This window comes from Prosthecobacter sp. (genome assembly GCF_044226605.1).
Classification (GTDB): Bacteria; Verrucomicrobiota; Verrucomicrobiia; order Verrucomicrobiales; family Verrucomicrobiaceae; genus Prosthecobacter.
This window is the reverse complement of sequence record NZ_JBGAGS010000017.1, coordinates 46,217-60,784: the sequence shown is the minus strand read 5'-3', so window position 1 is coordinate 60,784 and position 14,568 is coordinate 46,217. Positions and strand designations below refer to the sequence as shown.

The 14,568-nt window shown below is 60.8% G+C and carries 11 protein-coding genes; 5 read left to right on the top strand and 6 right to left on the bottom strand.

Annotated elements, in window-relative coordinates; translation table 11 throughout:
* Positions 1 to 6: 6 nt before the first annotated feature.
* The 4 genes from ACILSO_RS22490 to cphA (ACILSO_RS22475) all read right to left on the bottom strand — a co-directional run bounded on the left by ACILSO_RS22490 (position 7) and on the right by cphA (ACILSO_RS22475) (position 5,202).
* Entirely contained in the window at positions 7 to 864 is an 858-nt protein-coding gene (locus tag ACILSO_RS22490; RefSeq protein WP_395739713.1) for a class I SAM-dependent methyltransferase, read from the bottom strand.
* An 8-nt stretch (positions 865 to 872) separates the two neighbouring features.
* Complete coding sequence (locus ACILSO_RS22485) at positions 873 to 1,874, bottom strand: NAD(P)H-dependent glycerol-3-phosphate dehydrogenase (protein WP_395739712.1); 1,002 nt, start codon at positions 1,872 to 1,874, stop codon at positions 873 to 875.
* A complete protein-coding gene (gene plsY / locus ACILSO_RS22480) occupies positions 1,871 to 2,521 on the bottom strand; it encodes a glycerol-3-phosphate 1-O-acyltransferase PlsY (RefSeq protein WP_395739711.1) in 651 nt (216 codons plus the stop codon). The genes ACILSO_RS22485 and plsY overlap by 4 nt, the downstream gene beginning before the upstream one ends.
* Before the next feature lie 74 nt (positions 2,522 to 2,595).
* On the bottom strand, positions 2,596 to 5,202 hold the full coding sequence (gene cphA, locus ACILSO_RS22475) for a cyanophycin synthetase (protein WP_395739710.1): 2,607 nt from the start codon (positions 5,200 to 5,202) through the stop codon (positions 2,596 to 2,598).
* A gap of 179 nt (positions 5,203 to 5,381) precedes the next feature.
* On the opposite strand from cphA (ACILSO_RS22475), the gene ACILSO_RS22470 reads away from it, so the two are divergent.
* From ACILSO_RS22470 to ACILSO_RS22460, 3 genes are read left to right on the top strand one after another with little or no spacing between them, the layout of a single operon-like run.
* Positions 5,382 to 7,601: an ABC transporter ATP-binding protein gene (locus ACILSO_RS22470; protein ID WP_395739709.1), complete on the top strand. Its 2,220-nt coding sequence runs from the start codon at positions 5,382 to 5,384 to the stop codon at positions 7,599 to 7,601.
* A complete protein-coding gene (locus ACILSO_RS22465) occupies positions 7,598 to 8,077 on the top strand; it encodes a DUF1854 domain-containing protein (RefSeq protein WP_395739708.1) in 480 nt (159 codons plus the stop codon). Before ACILSO_RS22470 ends, ACILSO_RS22465 begins: the two co-directional genes overlap by 4 nt.
* Before the next feature lie 11 nt (positions 8,078 to 8,088).
* Entirely contained in the window at positions 8,089 to 9,294 is a 1,206-nt protein-coding gene (locus ACILSO_RS22460; RefSeq protein WP_395739707.1) for an acyltransferase family protein, read from the top strand.
* Here the strand turns inward: ACILSO_RS22460 and ACILSO_RS22455 are convergent.
* Together ACILSO_RS22455 and cphA (ACILSO_RS22450) are read right to left on the bottom strand one after the other, a co-directional pair.
* On the bottom strand, positions 9,289 to 10,257 hold the full coding sequence (locus ACILSO_RS22455) for a hypothetical protein (RefSeq protein ID WP_395739706.1): 969 nt from the start codon (positions 10,255 to 10,257) through the stop codon (positions 9,289 to 9,291). The genes ACILSO_RS22460 and ACILSO_RS22455 overlap by 6 nt on opposite strands.
* A gap of 275 nt (positions 10,258 to 10,532) precedes the next feature.
* On the bottom strand, positions 10,533 to 12,692 hold the full coding sequence (cphA, locus tag ACILSO_RS22450) for a cyanophycin synthetase (protein ID WP_395739705.1): 2,160 nt from the start codon (positions 12,690 to 12,692) through the stop codon (positions 10,533 to 10,535).
* 131 nt (positions 12,693 to 12,823) lie between these two features.
* On the opposite strand from cphA (ACILSO_RS22450), the gene ACILSO_RS22445 reads away from it, so the two are divergent.
* The gene (locus ACILSO_RS22445; RefSeq protein WP_395739704.1) at positions 12,824 to 13,648 is read left to right on the top strand and encodes an MBL fold metallo-hydrolase; all 825 of its coding nucleotides are present in this window, start codon (positions 12,824 to 12,826) and stop codon (positions 13,646 to 13,648) included.
* Between the two features lie 14 nt (positions 13,649 to 13,662).
* The gene (locus ACILSO_RS22440; protein ID WP_395739703.1) at positions 13,663 to 14,547 is read left to right on the top strand and encodes an NAD(P)-dependent oxidoreductase; all 885 of its coding nucleotides are present in this window, start codon (positions 13,663 to 13,665) and stop codon (positions 14,545 to 14,547) included.
* Positions 14,548 to 14,568 lie beyond the last annotated feature (21 nt).

Sequence of the window (14,568 nt, the reverse complement as noted above, 5' to 3'; positions counted from 1 at the left end):
ATGACATCATGCCAGCCACCAGGCGAAGCTGCCACTGGGGACGGGTAGGACACTGGCGGTGCCGCGAAGCTGCATCTCGCCGTGCTCCACTTTGCCGCCCTTGCGGCCGAACTGCTGGAGGAGGAGGTGGTGCAGGGAGATGGGCGTCAGCTCCGGGGTGTGGCAGGAGAGCAGCACACCGAGGGGCTGGTCGGACATGAGCTTGCCGAGCAATGAGAGGAGCGGGGGCAGGTCGTTTTCGATCTTGAAGACTTCGCCCTTGGCGCCGCGGCCATAGCTTGGGGGATCGAGGATGAGCAGGTCGTATTGACGATCACGGCGGAGTTCACGCTCGAGGAATTTGGTGACGTCATCCACGATCCAGCGCACGGGCTTTTCTTCGAGGCCGTTGAGCGCTGCGTTTTTGCGCGCCCAATCGACCATGCCCTTGGAGGCATCCACATGGCAGACTTCCGCGCCGGCGTGCGCTGCGGCCAGCGTACTGCCGCCGGAGTAGGCGAAGAGATTCAGCACGCGCGCTGGGCGGTTGTGTTTTTTGGCGTATTCGGTGCAGACTTCGCGGATGCGACGCCATTGATCGCGCTGCTCGGGGAAGATGCCGAGGTGGCCGAAATCGGTGGAGCTGAGCTGAAACTTGGTGCCATCGACTTCGATAGCCCATGTCTCGGGCAGCTTGTCGCGGCCGCGCCATTGGTTGCCGCCATCGCGGAAGAAGGTGGCGGTCACTTTCTGCCAGTCGGCCTTGGCCAGGGTCTGCTGCCAGACGGCCTGTGCACACGGGCGTGAGAGCACGACGCTGCCAAAGCGTTCCAGCTTTTGAAAGGAGCCGCTGTCGAGGAGTTCGTAACCGTTGGAGTCAGACATGAGGTAGTTTAATCGGCCTCGGGCCGGGGGTCGCGTGAAAGGAGAGCCTTCATGCCTTCTTTGGGGGATTTGCCCTGGTGCAGGACGGCGTTGATCTCGTCGATCAGCGGCATTCGCACGCCGCGGGCGTGGGCGGCGCGGTGGAGACTGGCGGTGTTCAGCACGCCTTCGGCGACCATGCGGGTGCTGGCGATGATTTCATCCAGCGGACGGCCCTGGCCGAGCATGACACCGACGCGATGATTGCGGCTGTGCTCCGAGTAGCAGGTGCCCATGAGATCTCCCACGCCGCTCAGTCCATAAAATGTCTCCACCTTGCCGCCTTCGGCCACGCCAAGGCGCACCATCTCGGCAAGTGCCCGGGTGACGAGAGCCGCCAAGGTGTTGTCTCCGAGCTTCAGGCCATGCGTGATGCCGGAGGCGATGGCATAGGGGTTCTTCATCGCGCCCGCCCACTCGGCGCCGATGATGTCGTCCGTGGTATAAGTGCGGAAAAACGGCAGCGTGAAGCAGGACTGCACGGCCTTGGCGATTTCATCATCCGTGCAAGCCACGACGGCGGCGGTGGCCAGTTTCCGTGCGACTTCCTCGGCGTGATTGGGGCCGGTCAGCACCGCGAGAGGAATGCCGGGAATGGATTCGCCGATGATCTCGCTCATACGGCGGCCGGTTTCGAGCTCGATACCCTTGGAGCAGGAGACGAGCACGCGGGCCTTGGAAGCCGCGCCACTCTGAGCGACGAGTTCCGCGGTGGCGCGCATGGCCTTGGAGGGGATCACAAACACGAGCATGTCTGCGGGCTGCAAGGCATTCAGGTCGGAGGTTACTGTGATCTGCGAGGGCAGTTCCAGGTCAGGGAGATAGCGCGCGTTGCGGCGGGTGTCGCGGATCTGCGCCATCAGTTCGGCATCGCGGCCCCAGAACTGTACGTTCAGCCCGCGCCAGGCCAGCAAAGCGGCCAATGCGGTGCCCCAACTGCCGGCACCGAAGACTGTGGCGGACTGGATCATGGCTGCGGCTTCTTTTTGGTGAAGGCCTTGCTCTCGGTGCCTGCGAGCAGCCGTTTGATGTTCGAGCTATGACGGGCGATGGCGAGGATCATCACCACGATGCCGAAGCCAAGAAGCACGAAGTCCCAGCGGCCTTCACGGTACATCTGAATGGCCATTCCCGCAGGCACGCCGAATGCCGCGGCTATGGAACCAAGGGAGACATAGCGAAATGCGAAGAGGAAGGTCAGGAAGCCGATCCAGCCGCCAATCATACCGGCCAATGAGATGCCCAGCAGCACACCGCAGGTGGTGGCGATGCCTTTGCCGCCTTTGAAGCCGAGCCAGAAGGTAAACATGTGGCCAAGCACAGCGGCCAGGCCGGTCAGCACCTTGCCGATGGAAACCATCTCAGGCGCGGCTCCGGTCTGTCCGATCCAGATTCCTGCCAGAAACACAGGCAGCCAGCCTTTGAGCATGTCGAGAATGAAGACAGGAATGCCAATCCCCTTCCCCAGCACGCGGATGGCATTCGTGGCGCCAATGTTGCCGCTGCCGTGCTGGCGGATATCGAGACCTTTCAAACGTCCGGCAAGATAACCAAACGGCACTGAGCCGCAGAGGTAGCCGCAGGCGATGCTGAGGAGTGTGGCGGTGGTGGTGGTCATGGCGTGAGCAGCCTCCTAGTAGCCGAATCCGGCATGCTCTGGCAAGCGTTTCGTCAGGCCGAAACTGCGGGTTCTCACTGCGCTCCGTACTTTTCCTTTAGATACTGCACGGTTTCGTCTGCCGTATCGGCCTGAATCATGAGCAGGTCTCCGGGTTGCGCAGAGGCGAGCGCGAGGTCGAGCGACTTCAGGTGACCGAGGATGGATTCCACGCGCTTCGTGCGTGCTGCATTCTCCAGGCCGGCGGCGAGGAGCTTCATGATCTCGCCGGACTCACGACCACGCACGTAGTCGCCTTCATACAGCCAGGCTTCATCAAATTCGGTGCCGAGCATGCGGCCCTGCTCGATGATGTCGCTGTCACGGCGGTCGCCGGCAGAGCTGTAAACGACAATACGGCGCGCATTTTCAAACTGGCGCAGGCCATCAAGCAGCGCACGCAGGGCGTCGACATTATGACCGTAATCGACGATGACGGTGATGCCCTTCAGGTCCAGCACATTAAAGCGGCCCGCGTTTTGATCGAGGCTGGGCACAAAGGTGCGCGCGCCCTGGCGGATGAGTTCGTCATCGATGCCCAGGGCCCAGGCTGCTGCCACGGCGGCGAGGGTGTTTTCGACCTGGAAGCCGATGCGGCCACCATGAGTGAGAGGGACCTCGCTCAGCGGCATGAAGACCTCCTCATTCGGACCGGTGGCGCGGATGATGTTCCCGTTGCGTACAAAGATGGCGCGCTCGCCTTTGATGCGGTGCAGAACGATGACGGCATTCTCACCATCCTGGGCGAAGAAGATCGTCTTGCGCGGGTAGGTTTCCGACATTTTCACGACCAGCGGGTCGGCGGCATTCAGGACGGCGCTGCCTTCTGCGGAAACGGCGGCGACGATGCATTGCTTTACTTCTGCCAGCTGCTCCACGGTGTGGATTTCATTGATCCCAAGGTGATCCCCGCAGCCAATGTTGGTAACCACGGCGACATCGCAGTGATCAAAGGCGAGCCCTTCACGCAAAATACCACCGCGTGCGGTTTCCAGCACGGCGGCATCGCACAACGGATAAGAAAGGATGCTGCGGGCGCTCTTCGGGCCGCTGCAGTCCCCGCTGTCGATCATGCGCGAGCCGACAAAGACGCCGTCCGTGCTCGTCATTCCGACCCGCCATTTGTTTTGGGCGAGCAGATGGGCAATGAAGCGGGTGGTGGTGGTCTTGCCGTTCACCCCGGTCACGGCGACGATGGGGATGCGGCCACGGCATTCCGGTGCAAACATGGTGTCGATGACCGCTTTGCCGACAGGGCGCGGTTCACCTTCAGAGGGATAGAGGTGCATGCGCAGACCGGGGCGCGCATTGAGCTCAATAATGACGCCATTACGCGGACTCAACGGCTTGGTGATGTCCGGCGCGATCATGTCCAGGCCGCAGATGTCGAGACCGACCATTTGGGCGGCTTCCACCGCAGCGGCGCAGATGGTGGGATGCACCTCCGCAGTGCAGTCCACGGCGGTGCCGCCCGTGCTGAGGTTGGCGTTGCGGCGGATCAGGACCATGCGGTCCTTTTCGGGAATGGATTCCGGCGTGACGCCCTGCTCGGCGAGCACCGCCATGGCCACGGCATCAATGCGGATGCGGCTCAGCGCTGCGGCATGATCTGCAGCACGGCGGGGATCGCGATTTTTTTCAGCGATCAGCTCCTGAATGGTATGCTCACCATCGCCGATCACGTGCGCGGGGTAGCGGCGCGAGGCAGCGATGAGTTCACGGCCGATGACGAGGACGCGGTAGTCCTCCCCTTCCGCAAACTGTTCCACAATGACCGAGCGGCTCTCTTCACGGGCTGCCGCGTAGGCAATGGCGACCTGTTCCCTGGTGTACAGGTTCAAGGCGACACCGCGTCCTTGATTGCCGTCCAGCGGCTTGACGACGACGGGCAGGCCGATCTCATTGGCAGCGGCCCAGGCATCGTCAGCATCTTTGACCGGGCGGCCCTGCGGCACTGGCAGACCGATCTTATTGAGCATGCGGCGGGTGAAGTCCTTGTCCTGCACGATGTCCTCCGCGATGGCGCTGGTCTGGCTGGTGGCTGCGGCAAGGATTTTTTTTTGCTTCGACCCCCAGCCGAGCTGAACGAGACTGCCCTCATTGAGGCGCAGGACGGGAATGCCGCGCAGGCGTGCGGCATCCACCATGGCGCGAGTGCTGGGGCCGAGACAGACGTCCTGGGCCAGCTCGCTGAGTTCGGTGATGGCCGCGTTTACGTCCATGGTCTGGCCAAAAAGGGCGGCATCGATCAGGCGCCGGGCGAGCTCGAAGGCGGCGCGGGCGACGATTTCTTCGTCGAACTGGGTGATGATGCGGAGTGTCAGCGGCTCCGACGTGGGCATGACCTTGCCAAAGCTGACCTGGAGATCGGAACGGCTCTGCAGGTGCAGGGTGATCGATTGGAGCAATGCCGCCAGGGACTCAGGCTGAGGAGTGACGCTGGTCTCGCTGAGCTGAGGCTCCAACGCGGGAAGCCAGGAGAGGAGCCAGGAACGCCAGTTGGCGACGTAATCGGTCAGTTCAGGAAACTCCACCTTGCATTCGAGAACTGTTTCACGCGCCCAAAGATTCGGACCGCGCAAAGCAAGAATTTTACGAACAATGGTGGAGCGGAGTTCGCAGGATGGAGCTGATGAGGGCACGCAGGAGTAGAGAAAGCGCGGAATAGTCCCCAGACCGGCGAGAGGTCAAGGGAAACATCGGCGGGAAACGAGATGCCCAGGTGCTTCTTGCGCCCTGTCTTGGGTAAATATTTGCACAAGTTTGACAACCTTCGGGAACATTGGAGTTTCAGCGGGTTACACGTCCCGACCTCCCCACTTTGCCGCGTCCACCCATCCAAGCCCCTCCCGACCGCCTGCTTCAGCACGCTGAATCCAAGCTGGCCTCGGGTGAACGTACGGTCGCCCGCCTGATGACAGATCTGGATTCGGCCCTGCATTTCCGCCATGGGCTGATCGTGCTGACCAACACGCGCCTGCTCAGTTTTGAGGATCGTGGTTCAGCACATCCCGCCGTGCAGACCTGGAAGCTCTCGGACCTGCAGGAGTTCAAACTGGAGGAAGTTGGGGCCACCATCTCCCTCCAGCTGATGGGAAACGGGACTGTGATCTGCCAGTGGCGGGTGACATCCGGACGTCTGAGGGAAGCGGAGGCCTTTCTGGCCCGTTACCGTGAGCAGTGCCGGCTGCTGAGCGGTGTCGATGACATGGGAGATGTCGGAGATCCTGAGCTGGAGGAGGACGAGGAGGAGATCTTCAGCGCGGAGAATTCCGAGGAAAACATCAAGCCGGGCAAGCCGCTGTTCCGCATTCTGGTCTTTTCGAGGCCGTGGTACCGGCTGCTCCTTCTCGGTCTGGGCCTCACCATGGCCAGCACAGGTGCGCAGATGATCGCCCCGTGGCTGACGATGTCTCTGGTGGATGACGTGCTCATCCCGCTCCAGAGCCAGACGGAGCGGGTGCATGTGCACAAGGTGTATGAATTCATCGGCGCACTGGCGCTGGCAGCCTTGCTGACCTGGGCGCTGAACTGGGGGAAGACTTTCGTGGTGGCACGGATCGCCGAACTGGTGACCAGCCGCATGCGGCGGGAGACCTTTGAGCATTTGCAGACGCTTTCGCTGACTTATTTCAACCGCAAGCGCACTGGTGACCTCATCTCCCGCATCAGTTCGGACACGGAGCACCTCTCGCTCTTCATCTCGGTGAACTTCATCGACTTCTTCTGCGATGTTCTGCAGTTCATCTTCACGGCGGTCATTTTGTTCAGCATCAACCCCATGCTGGCCGTGGCCGCTCTGGGGCCGGTGCCGGTCGTGGCGTGGCTGGTGCAGCGCGTGCGCGACTACCTGCGCGGCGGGTTTGCAGCCGCAAGCCGTGCGGGCAGCCAGCTCACCAGCGTGCTGGCAGACACGATACCCGGGGTGCGCGTGGTCAAGGCCTTCGCACAGGAACAGCGGGAGATCGAGCGCTTCCGCGCAGCGGACAAGCACATCTTCGACACCAATGACCGCGTGAACAAGACCTGGTCATTCTTCACCCCGATGATCAAGCTGCTCACGGACATCGGCCTGCTGATTGTCTGGGCCGTGGGTGCCTGGAGCGTGGCGCATGACAGCATCACGGTGGGGGTGCTGACCGGCTTTGTGCTTTACATCAGCAGCTTTTACGAGCGCATGGACTCCATGAGCCGCTTCACTGCCTCGATGCAGCGCGCGGCAGCCAGCGCGCACCGCATTTTTGACGTGCTGGATGTGAAACCAGACGTTCCGGCGCAAAAAAACCCGATCAAGGTGGGCCGTCTGCAAGGGGAGATCGAGTTCCGGGACGTAAAATTCCGCCATGGCTCGCGTGAGATCATCAAGGGACTCAGTTTGAAAATTGCGCCGGGAGAGATGGTCGGTTTTGTGGGCCCCAGCGGCGCGGGCAAGACCACCCTGGTGAATCTGGCCTGTCGTTTCTTTGAAGTGAGCGAAGGTGCGGTGCTGGTGGACGGCCACAATCTGAGCGATGTGGATGTGATGGACTACCGCAGAAACCTGGGCCTGGTGCTGCAGGAGCCGTATCTTTTTTATGGCACCATTGCCGAAAACATTGCGTACGGGAAGCCGGATGCGACACGGGCGGAGATCGTGGCCGCTGCACGCGCGGCACGCGCGCATGACTTCATCATGCGCCTGCCAGATGCGTACGATTCGCTCGTGGGGGAACGCGGTCAGCAGCTCTCTGGCGGAGAGCGCCAGCGCATCAGCATCGCGCGTGCGCTGCTCGTTGACCCCGCCATTTTGATTCTGGATGAGGCCACCTCCGCCGTTGACACCGAGACGGAGCGTGAAATCCAGGCGGCGCTGGATCACCTCGTCAAAGGCCGCACGACGATCGCGATCGCGCACCGCCTTGGCACACTGCGGAAGGCGAACCGGCTGGTGGTCATCGAGGAAGGCCGCATCAAGGAAATCGGAACGCACGAGGAACTTCTGCGCAGCAGCGGTACTTACGCACGACTGCACCAGGCCATGCTGGAGGTAAACAACGCATGAACAAGCCGCTGGAGCAGAACATTGAGTTTTTACAGGACGAAAGCGGCCGCCTCGTGCTGGTGGACAGCAACGGCATCCGCCATGCCAATGTACACCCGGCCAAAATGTTTCCGCTGACCGAGAAGGACCACTGGATTTCCATCCAGTCCGAGGCCGGGCGCGAGATCTTGTGCGTCGAGGATCCGCAAAAACTGGCGGAGACTTCGCGCAAACTGCTGCTCAGCGCCCTGGCCCGACGGGATTTTGTCCCCATCATCCAGGTGATCCACCGCATTGTGCGTCTGGCGGACGGTCATGAATGGCACGTCACCACGGACCGCGGGGACACCAGCTTTGAAGTGGAAACGGACGAAAGCATCCAGCCCCTGGGCCATGGCCGCCTGGTCATCATTGACCGGCGCAACACACGCTACCTCATTCCGAACGCCGCAAGTCTGGATCGGGTGAGCAAGCGTAAGCTGGAGCATTATTACTGATCTCTGATACCTTGAGCACTCCGCAGCCAGTTTCTCTGCCATCCACAGCTCCGCGAATCGGCTCCATCGATGTTTACCGCGGGATCGTGATGTTTCTGCTGGGGCTGCGCCTGCTTGAGCTCGATGAGGTGGCAGTTCACTTTCCCAACAGCGCCATCTGGCAGTTTTTAGGCCATCACTCTTCCCATATTCCCTGGGTGGGCGCATCACTCAACGACCTGATCCACCCCTCCTTTGCGTTTTTGACGGGCGCCTCCCTGGTGTTTTCCGTGTCATCGCGCACCAAGCAGGGGCAGTCCCAGTGGCACGTCGTGCTGCATGCGCTGTGGCGTTCGGTGGCGCTGATACTTCTGGGAATCTTCCTGCGCAGCGTGGACCGCGACATCACGCACTGGACGTTTGATGAAACACTGACCCAGACCGGCATGGGTTACATGGCTGTGTTTGCGCTGGCCTACTGCACGCCGCGCACGCGCTGGGTCTGGTTTACCCTCATTCTGACCGGCTATTGGCTGCTCTATGCCCTGTATCCGGTCATGCCTCCGCATGCCACCCCCATGGACTTCAACACTCCGGAAGGCTGGCAGCACGACTTCAGCGGATTTTTCGCGCACTGGAATCATAACCGCAATGTCGGCTGGAGTTTTGACCGCTGGCTGCTCAACCAGTTTCCACGCGAAAGTCCGTACGTGGGTTATCTTGGCGGCTACACCACACTGAATTTCATTCCGACCATCGGCACCATGATTCTTGGCCTGACCGCCGGCACCTGGCTCCGGCAGGCAAACAAACAGGGCCTCAGCCCGGTCAAAACACTGGCGGTGGCCGGCGCGGCCAGCCTGGCTCTCAGTTTCATTCTGCACTTTGGCGGCGTCTGCCCCATCGTGAAACGGTTGTGGACTCCGGCCTGGGTCTTTTTCAGTGGAGGCTTGAGCCTGCTGATTCTCGCCGCTCTCTATCAGATCATCGACATCAGGCAATGGCGGCGCTGGTCGTTTGCGTTTGTGGTGCTCGGGATGAACTCCCTGGCCTTTTATGTGATGCGCCACACGATGGACATCTGGTTCTCCGAAACGCTGCAGAAGCACTTCGGCACACGCATTTTTGATGTGTTTGGAACGGAACTCAGACCCGTGACTATTGGGGCCTGCACTTTCCTGGTTTTCTGGCTGGTGACGCTGTGGTTGTACCGCCGCAAAATATTCATCCGACTATGAGGCCTCCAGCGCGCGGATCAGGTCCGTGTGCGGTGCCAGCACAAACTTCGGGGCCTCCCGCGTGGCATCCATGCAGCCGCCCTCGGCATAGATGCCCTGGGCATCCCGCATACGGTGCATGCGTTCAAACACAGCCGCAGTGGCCTCGGGAGATTTCAGGGTCTGCGCCACAAGCTGCTCCACCTTGGTCTCGTCCATCTGCAACTGCCCTTCCTCATCCCGGAAGGCACCCTCATGCCAGTGATGGATTTCGAGGCATTTGGCCAGCAGGCTGAAAGGCTGGTCAGATTTCCAAAAATTGGCAAACATGCCGCCCCCGAGGTAAAACACCCACGAGCCCTCAAAGCCCGGGACGTCGGAGGAATGCGGATCCGGATTGCGAAACCAGGCACGGTCTCCTGGCACATAGTAATGCATGGGGAGAGGCTCCTCCATACTGCCAAGCTCGTGCATGAATACGTCATGAAACCGGCCGGAGGAGATGGCCTTTTTTTCCCACTGCGCCTGCAGCATGCCCAGCAGCTGAGGATGGCTGGTCTGCACTTCCTCAGCTATGGCAAGGAGGATCACATACTCCGTGGCGCGGTAGCAGGAAAAGGAGTACCACTGCCCTGCCCGGTCCGGCTGGCAGGCTTTCTTCAGGGAATCAATCAGTGAGCAGCCTGGGATAAGAACAAAGCCCGTCTCCCCCGAGTAACGCCAGCAGTCGGCCGGACGTTCGATGGCCGAGGTGTGAAAGTTCAGCCGGGTGCGCTCGGCATGCCGCACGATGTTTCGCCGGATGCGCACGGATGCCAGCAATTCCTCCGCACACGGAAACTCGAGCGGCACCGGACTGTTCAGCAGCGTCAGCCAGATTTCGCGCAGAAGATCGTCATCGTTATGGGTGACGTCCAGTTTCAGCGTTTCTGCCAGACCGAGAGTGTCGAAGTCGGGCATCCATTCCCGGGCCTTGGATTCCATGATCTGAATTCGCAGGGCAGAACCTTCGACGCAGCATTCCACCTCCGATTCAAGTCCCAAGCGCAGCCACTCTGCCATTAAAGACTCTTTGCCAGAGCTCTGATCAGCAACGGATAATGGAATGGATACTCCTCTCTGCATCATCAGACAGGGAGCATGAAGGCACAGGTGGAACTGAAGGAAGCTCTGAGCATGGATAGGAAATAAGGCAGGTAGCAGTTCTGCTGCCAGTAGAACGCGCCTTCGCCCTTTTTTCCTTCCTGGAGGTGCTGATTTTAAGCGTAGCTGGCCAGGCCCTCCGCAATCAACGGGTCTGGCAGGCCGTAAGCCCATGCGGCACCAGCGGCGGCGAGAACATTGTGAATGTTAAACACAAAATGGCCTGTGATAGGAATAGAAACCGTGCTCAGGGCACAAAGGAGACGCTGCTCGCCTCCTTCGGCCAGGTGAATGGCACCATCCTGGATGAAGACTGCCCGGCCACCTTTTTCCCGGTGAGCGCTGACGATGGGATTGTCCGCGACGTGGGAAAAGAACATGACATTGCACTGGCAGTGCTCCGACTCCGCCATGCCTGCCACCAGTGCATCATCCGCATTCAGCACAGCCGTGCCCTCTGGCAGCACCACATCCACCACACAGCGCTTCACCTTGGTCATCTGTTCCATGGTGTCGATGTATCCGAGGCCCAGATGATCGGTGCCCACATTGAGCACCACACCTATCTGGCAGCGGTCGTAGCCCAGGCCTTCCAGAAGAATCGACTCCGCACTTGTCTCGCAAATGGCCATTTCCGTCCATGGGTGGAGCAAAACACCCCAGGCACCCGTAGTCCGGTCCCCCATCTTGGAGCACGCGTAGCGGTCGCCAAACTGCAGTCCTTCACTGTGGCAAACACCAAGGAGCTTGCCCGTGGCTTTCATCAAATGCGCCACCAGCTTGGTGGTGATCGTCTTGCCATGCGTGCCGGTGATGCCGATGACGGGAATGCGGCCGTTTTTCCCTTCCGGGAACAGCATGTTGATGATGGCCTCCCCCACCGGCCTCACTTCTCCCGTGGCAGGCCGCAGGTGCATGATGAGACCAGGGCTGGCGTTCAGCTCCACGACAGCTCCGCCCTGATCTTCCAGCGGCTTGCTGATGTCCGTGCAAACCACATCGATCCCGCAGATGTCCAAGCCCGCCACTTGCGCGGCAATGGTCACGTGCTCACGGTTCCGCGGGTGCACCAGGCCGGTGACTTCGGTGGACCAGTTTGCAAAGCGTGAGATCAGCACGCGCTCGCCGTCATTGGGAACGGAATTCGGCTCGTAGTCCTGCTTTTCCAATTCCGAGAGGATCGCCGGATCCCACTCTTCGGTGTCGATCTTGGACCAAGGGCAGAAGTCGCTCACACCGCGCAGCGGGTTGCTGTTCAGCTGAGTGTCCACCAGCACGGCAATCGTGTCAGTGCCATTCCCTGTGACGACGGCATGGTCGCCACGGCTTGCGGCGATCAGTTCACCGCCGACGACCAGGAGACGGTGGTCATTGCCAGGAATAAAACGCTCCACCATGACCCCTTCCCCTTCCGTGGCAGCAGTCTGGAAGGCGCTGTCCACCTGCTCACGGGTGGTGAGGTTGATGAAGACGCCGCGACCGTGGTTGGCATCCTGCGGTTTCACCACCACGGGAGTGCCGATGTCCTCCGCAGCTTCCCAGGCGTCCGCCGGATTGGCCACGACGCGCCCCTCGGGCACGGGCACGCCCGCCTTGCGCAGCAGAGTGCGCGTCAGATCTTTGTCCTGCACAATGTGCTCGGCAATGGCGCCCGTACGGTCCGTTTCCGCCGTCCAGATACGGCGCTGATTCACGCCCTGGCCAAACTGCACCAGACTGCGACCTTCGCGCAGCCGCCGCCATGGGATGCCGCGATCCTCCGCTGCGGCGATGATGGCGCTCGTGCTTGGCCCCAGGGCATTGCGATCCACCACGCGTTTCATCCGCGCCACGGCCCCTGCGATGTCGTAGTCCTTGCCGGCATACCCTGCCAGAAGGATTTCCCGCGCCTCACGCATGCAGGCTTCGGCCACGTTTTCATCCAAATATTCGATGACCACCTTGTACAATCCTTCCACACAGGTTTCCCGCGCCTTGCCAAAGCCAACGGTGTTTCCAGCCAGTGTCTGCAACTCCAACGTCACATGCTCGAGGATGTGCCCAGGCCAGGTGCCGGTGTCGAGCCGCTGGAAAAAGCCACCACGCTCGCCAATGCTGCAGCGGTGCTCGATCATGCCGGGGAACCAGGCCTTGAGCTGATCGGCAAATCCGGGCACGATGTCTGAGGAGGTGTCTTTCAGGCTTCCCAGATCCACCCAGGCTTCGAGCACGGGGTCGTTTGACCAGATGTTGGGGCCGCGGAGAAAGTGGATTTCACGAATGTCGAGATCGGTCATGGCGCGCCGATGTTACGTGTGACTCTCACGGAGGCAAGGATTCCCCGTCGAGTGTGCGCGTTTTGGTTTGTAGCAGCCCGACTACACATAGCCCTTGCCTTCGACGGTCAAAACGCCTTGAATCGCACCCCATGTCCCTCCCACTCGAAGACCTGTTCAATGATGTGATCGCCAAATCCATGCGCGGCCTGAGCATCAGCGATGCCGATCTGGCCGCCAAATCCGGAGTCAGCGAGGAGGACATCGCCGACGCCAAGGCGGGCAAGGTGAATGACAAGGTGCTGCGGAAAATCGCCCCCCATTTGCAGCTCGACGGTCTGGCGCTGGTGACGATGGCCCACACTGAGTGGCGCCCCCTTTCCGTGAGCCTGCCGTGTCTGGAGCAGTTCAACTCCTCCTATCACGACATGACGGTGAACTCGTACCTCGTCTGGGACGCAGATACCAAAAACGCCGTGGCGTTTGACACTGGTGCCGATGCCACCCCCATGATCGAGTTCATTCAGTCCAAGGGACTGAACCTCAGCCTCATTTTCCTCACTCACACGCACGGCGATCACATCGCGGACCTGGCCAAACTCTCCGCCGACGGAGCTGTCACCGTCTTCGTGCATGACAAAGAGCCCTGTGCCGGAGCCAAAACTTTTACGCTCGGCGAAACGGACTCGTGGGAGTCGGGCGGATTGCGGATCGAACCCCGCAGCACCTGGGGCCATTCCAAGGGAGGCATCACCTACGTTGTGAGCGGCCTGAAGCGGCCCCTGGCGATCGTGGGAGATGCGCTGTTTGCCTCCAGCATGGGGGGCGGAATGGTTTCCTATGCCGATGCCCTGGCCACCAACCGCAAGGAGATCTTCACCCTCCCGGACAACACCGTCATCTGCCCCGGCCATGGCCCTATGACCACTGTCGGGGAGGAAAAAGAGCACAATCCCTTTTATCCCGAATTTAAATAACCCAACCAACCATCATGTCTCAAACCGTTGCTTTCGTCGGAGTCGGAAAAATGGGGGCCAACATGGCCCGCCGTCTCAAAGAGTGTGGCTACAAAGTCACTGCCGTGCTCGATGTGAGCACCCAGGCCGCCGCGGATCTGGCTGCGGAACTCGGCTGCAAAGCCTGCACCAGCCTGGCAGACGTCACCGCTTCCGCGGATGTCATCTTCACCGTCGTCACAAACGACGCCGCCATGCGCAGCATCTTCCTGAGCAGCGGAGACAGCCTCCTCACCAACGCGAAGGGCAAAATTTTCATCAACTGCGCCACGCTTTCTCCCGCGATTCATCGCGAAGTCTATGCCGCAGCTGAAAAAGCCGGCGCGCACAGCCTGGAGGCCTGCATGGCCTCCTCCATCAGCCACGCACGTGAAGGAAAACTATACCTCATGCTGGCCGGAGATGAAGCCATTTACCAGCAGGTGCAGCCCATGATCGAGCAGATGAGCGTGAACCGCCGTTTCATCGGCGGTCCGGGCCGCGCAGCGGAAGTGAAGGCTCTGGTGAACATGGTCATGAACATCAACACCGCCGGCCTCGCCGAAGGCCTGGGCCTTGCCTCTGCTCTTGGTCATGATTTAAACATGATCCGCGAAGTCTTCAGCCAGACCGGCGCCAACTCGCGGGTGCTGGAAACCGACAGCGCCGACATGGTGGCCCGCGAGCACGACTGCTGGTTCTCCGCCGAACACGCCGCCAAGGACAGTGGAATCGCCGCCGATGTGGCGAAAACCGTGGGCCTGAGCCTGCCGCTGAATGACGCCACCAAGGCGCAGTATGACCGAATGGTCAGCCTGGGCCTCGGAGGGCTGGACAAGAGCGGAATCGCTGAACTGACATTCAAAGGGCGGCATGCGTAACGCCGCAAGGCGGTTCGCAGC

Bases quoted from the DNA above. Each gene is read 5' to 3' on its own strand.
- ACILSO_RS22490 (WP_395739713.1), bottom strand. From the start codon at position 864: ATGTCTGACTCCAACGGTTACGAACTCCTCGACAGCGGCTCCTTTCAA.
- ACILSO_RS22485 (WP_395739712.1), bottom strand. From the start codon at position 1,874: ATGATCCAGTCCGCCACAGTCTTCGGTGCCGGCAGTTGGGGCACCGCA.
- plsY (WP_395739711.1), bottom strand. From the start codon at position 2,521: ATGACCACCACCACCGCCACACTCCTCAGCATCGCCTGCGGCTACCTC.
- ACILSO_RS22465 (WP_395739708.1), top strand. From the start codon at position 7,598: ATGAACAAGCCGCTGGAGCAGAACATTGAGTTTTTACAGGACGAAAGC.
- ACILSO_RS22455 (WP_395739706.1), bottom strand. From the start codon at position 10,257: ATGGAATCCAAGGCCCGGGAATGGATGCCCGACTTCGACACTCTCGGT.
- cphA (WP_395739705.1), bottom strand. From the start codon at position 12,692: ATGACCGATCTCGACATTCGTGAAATCCACTTTCTCCGCGGCCCCAAC.
- ACILSO_RS22445 (WP_395739704.1), top strand. From the start codon at position 12,824: ATGTCCCTCCCACTCGAAGACCTGTTCAATGATGTGATCGCCAAATCC.
- ACILSO_RS22440 (WP_395739703.1), top strand. From the start codon at position 13,663: ATGTCTCAAACCGTTGCTTTCGTCGGAGTCGGAAAAATGGGGGCCAAC.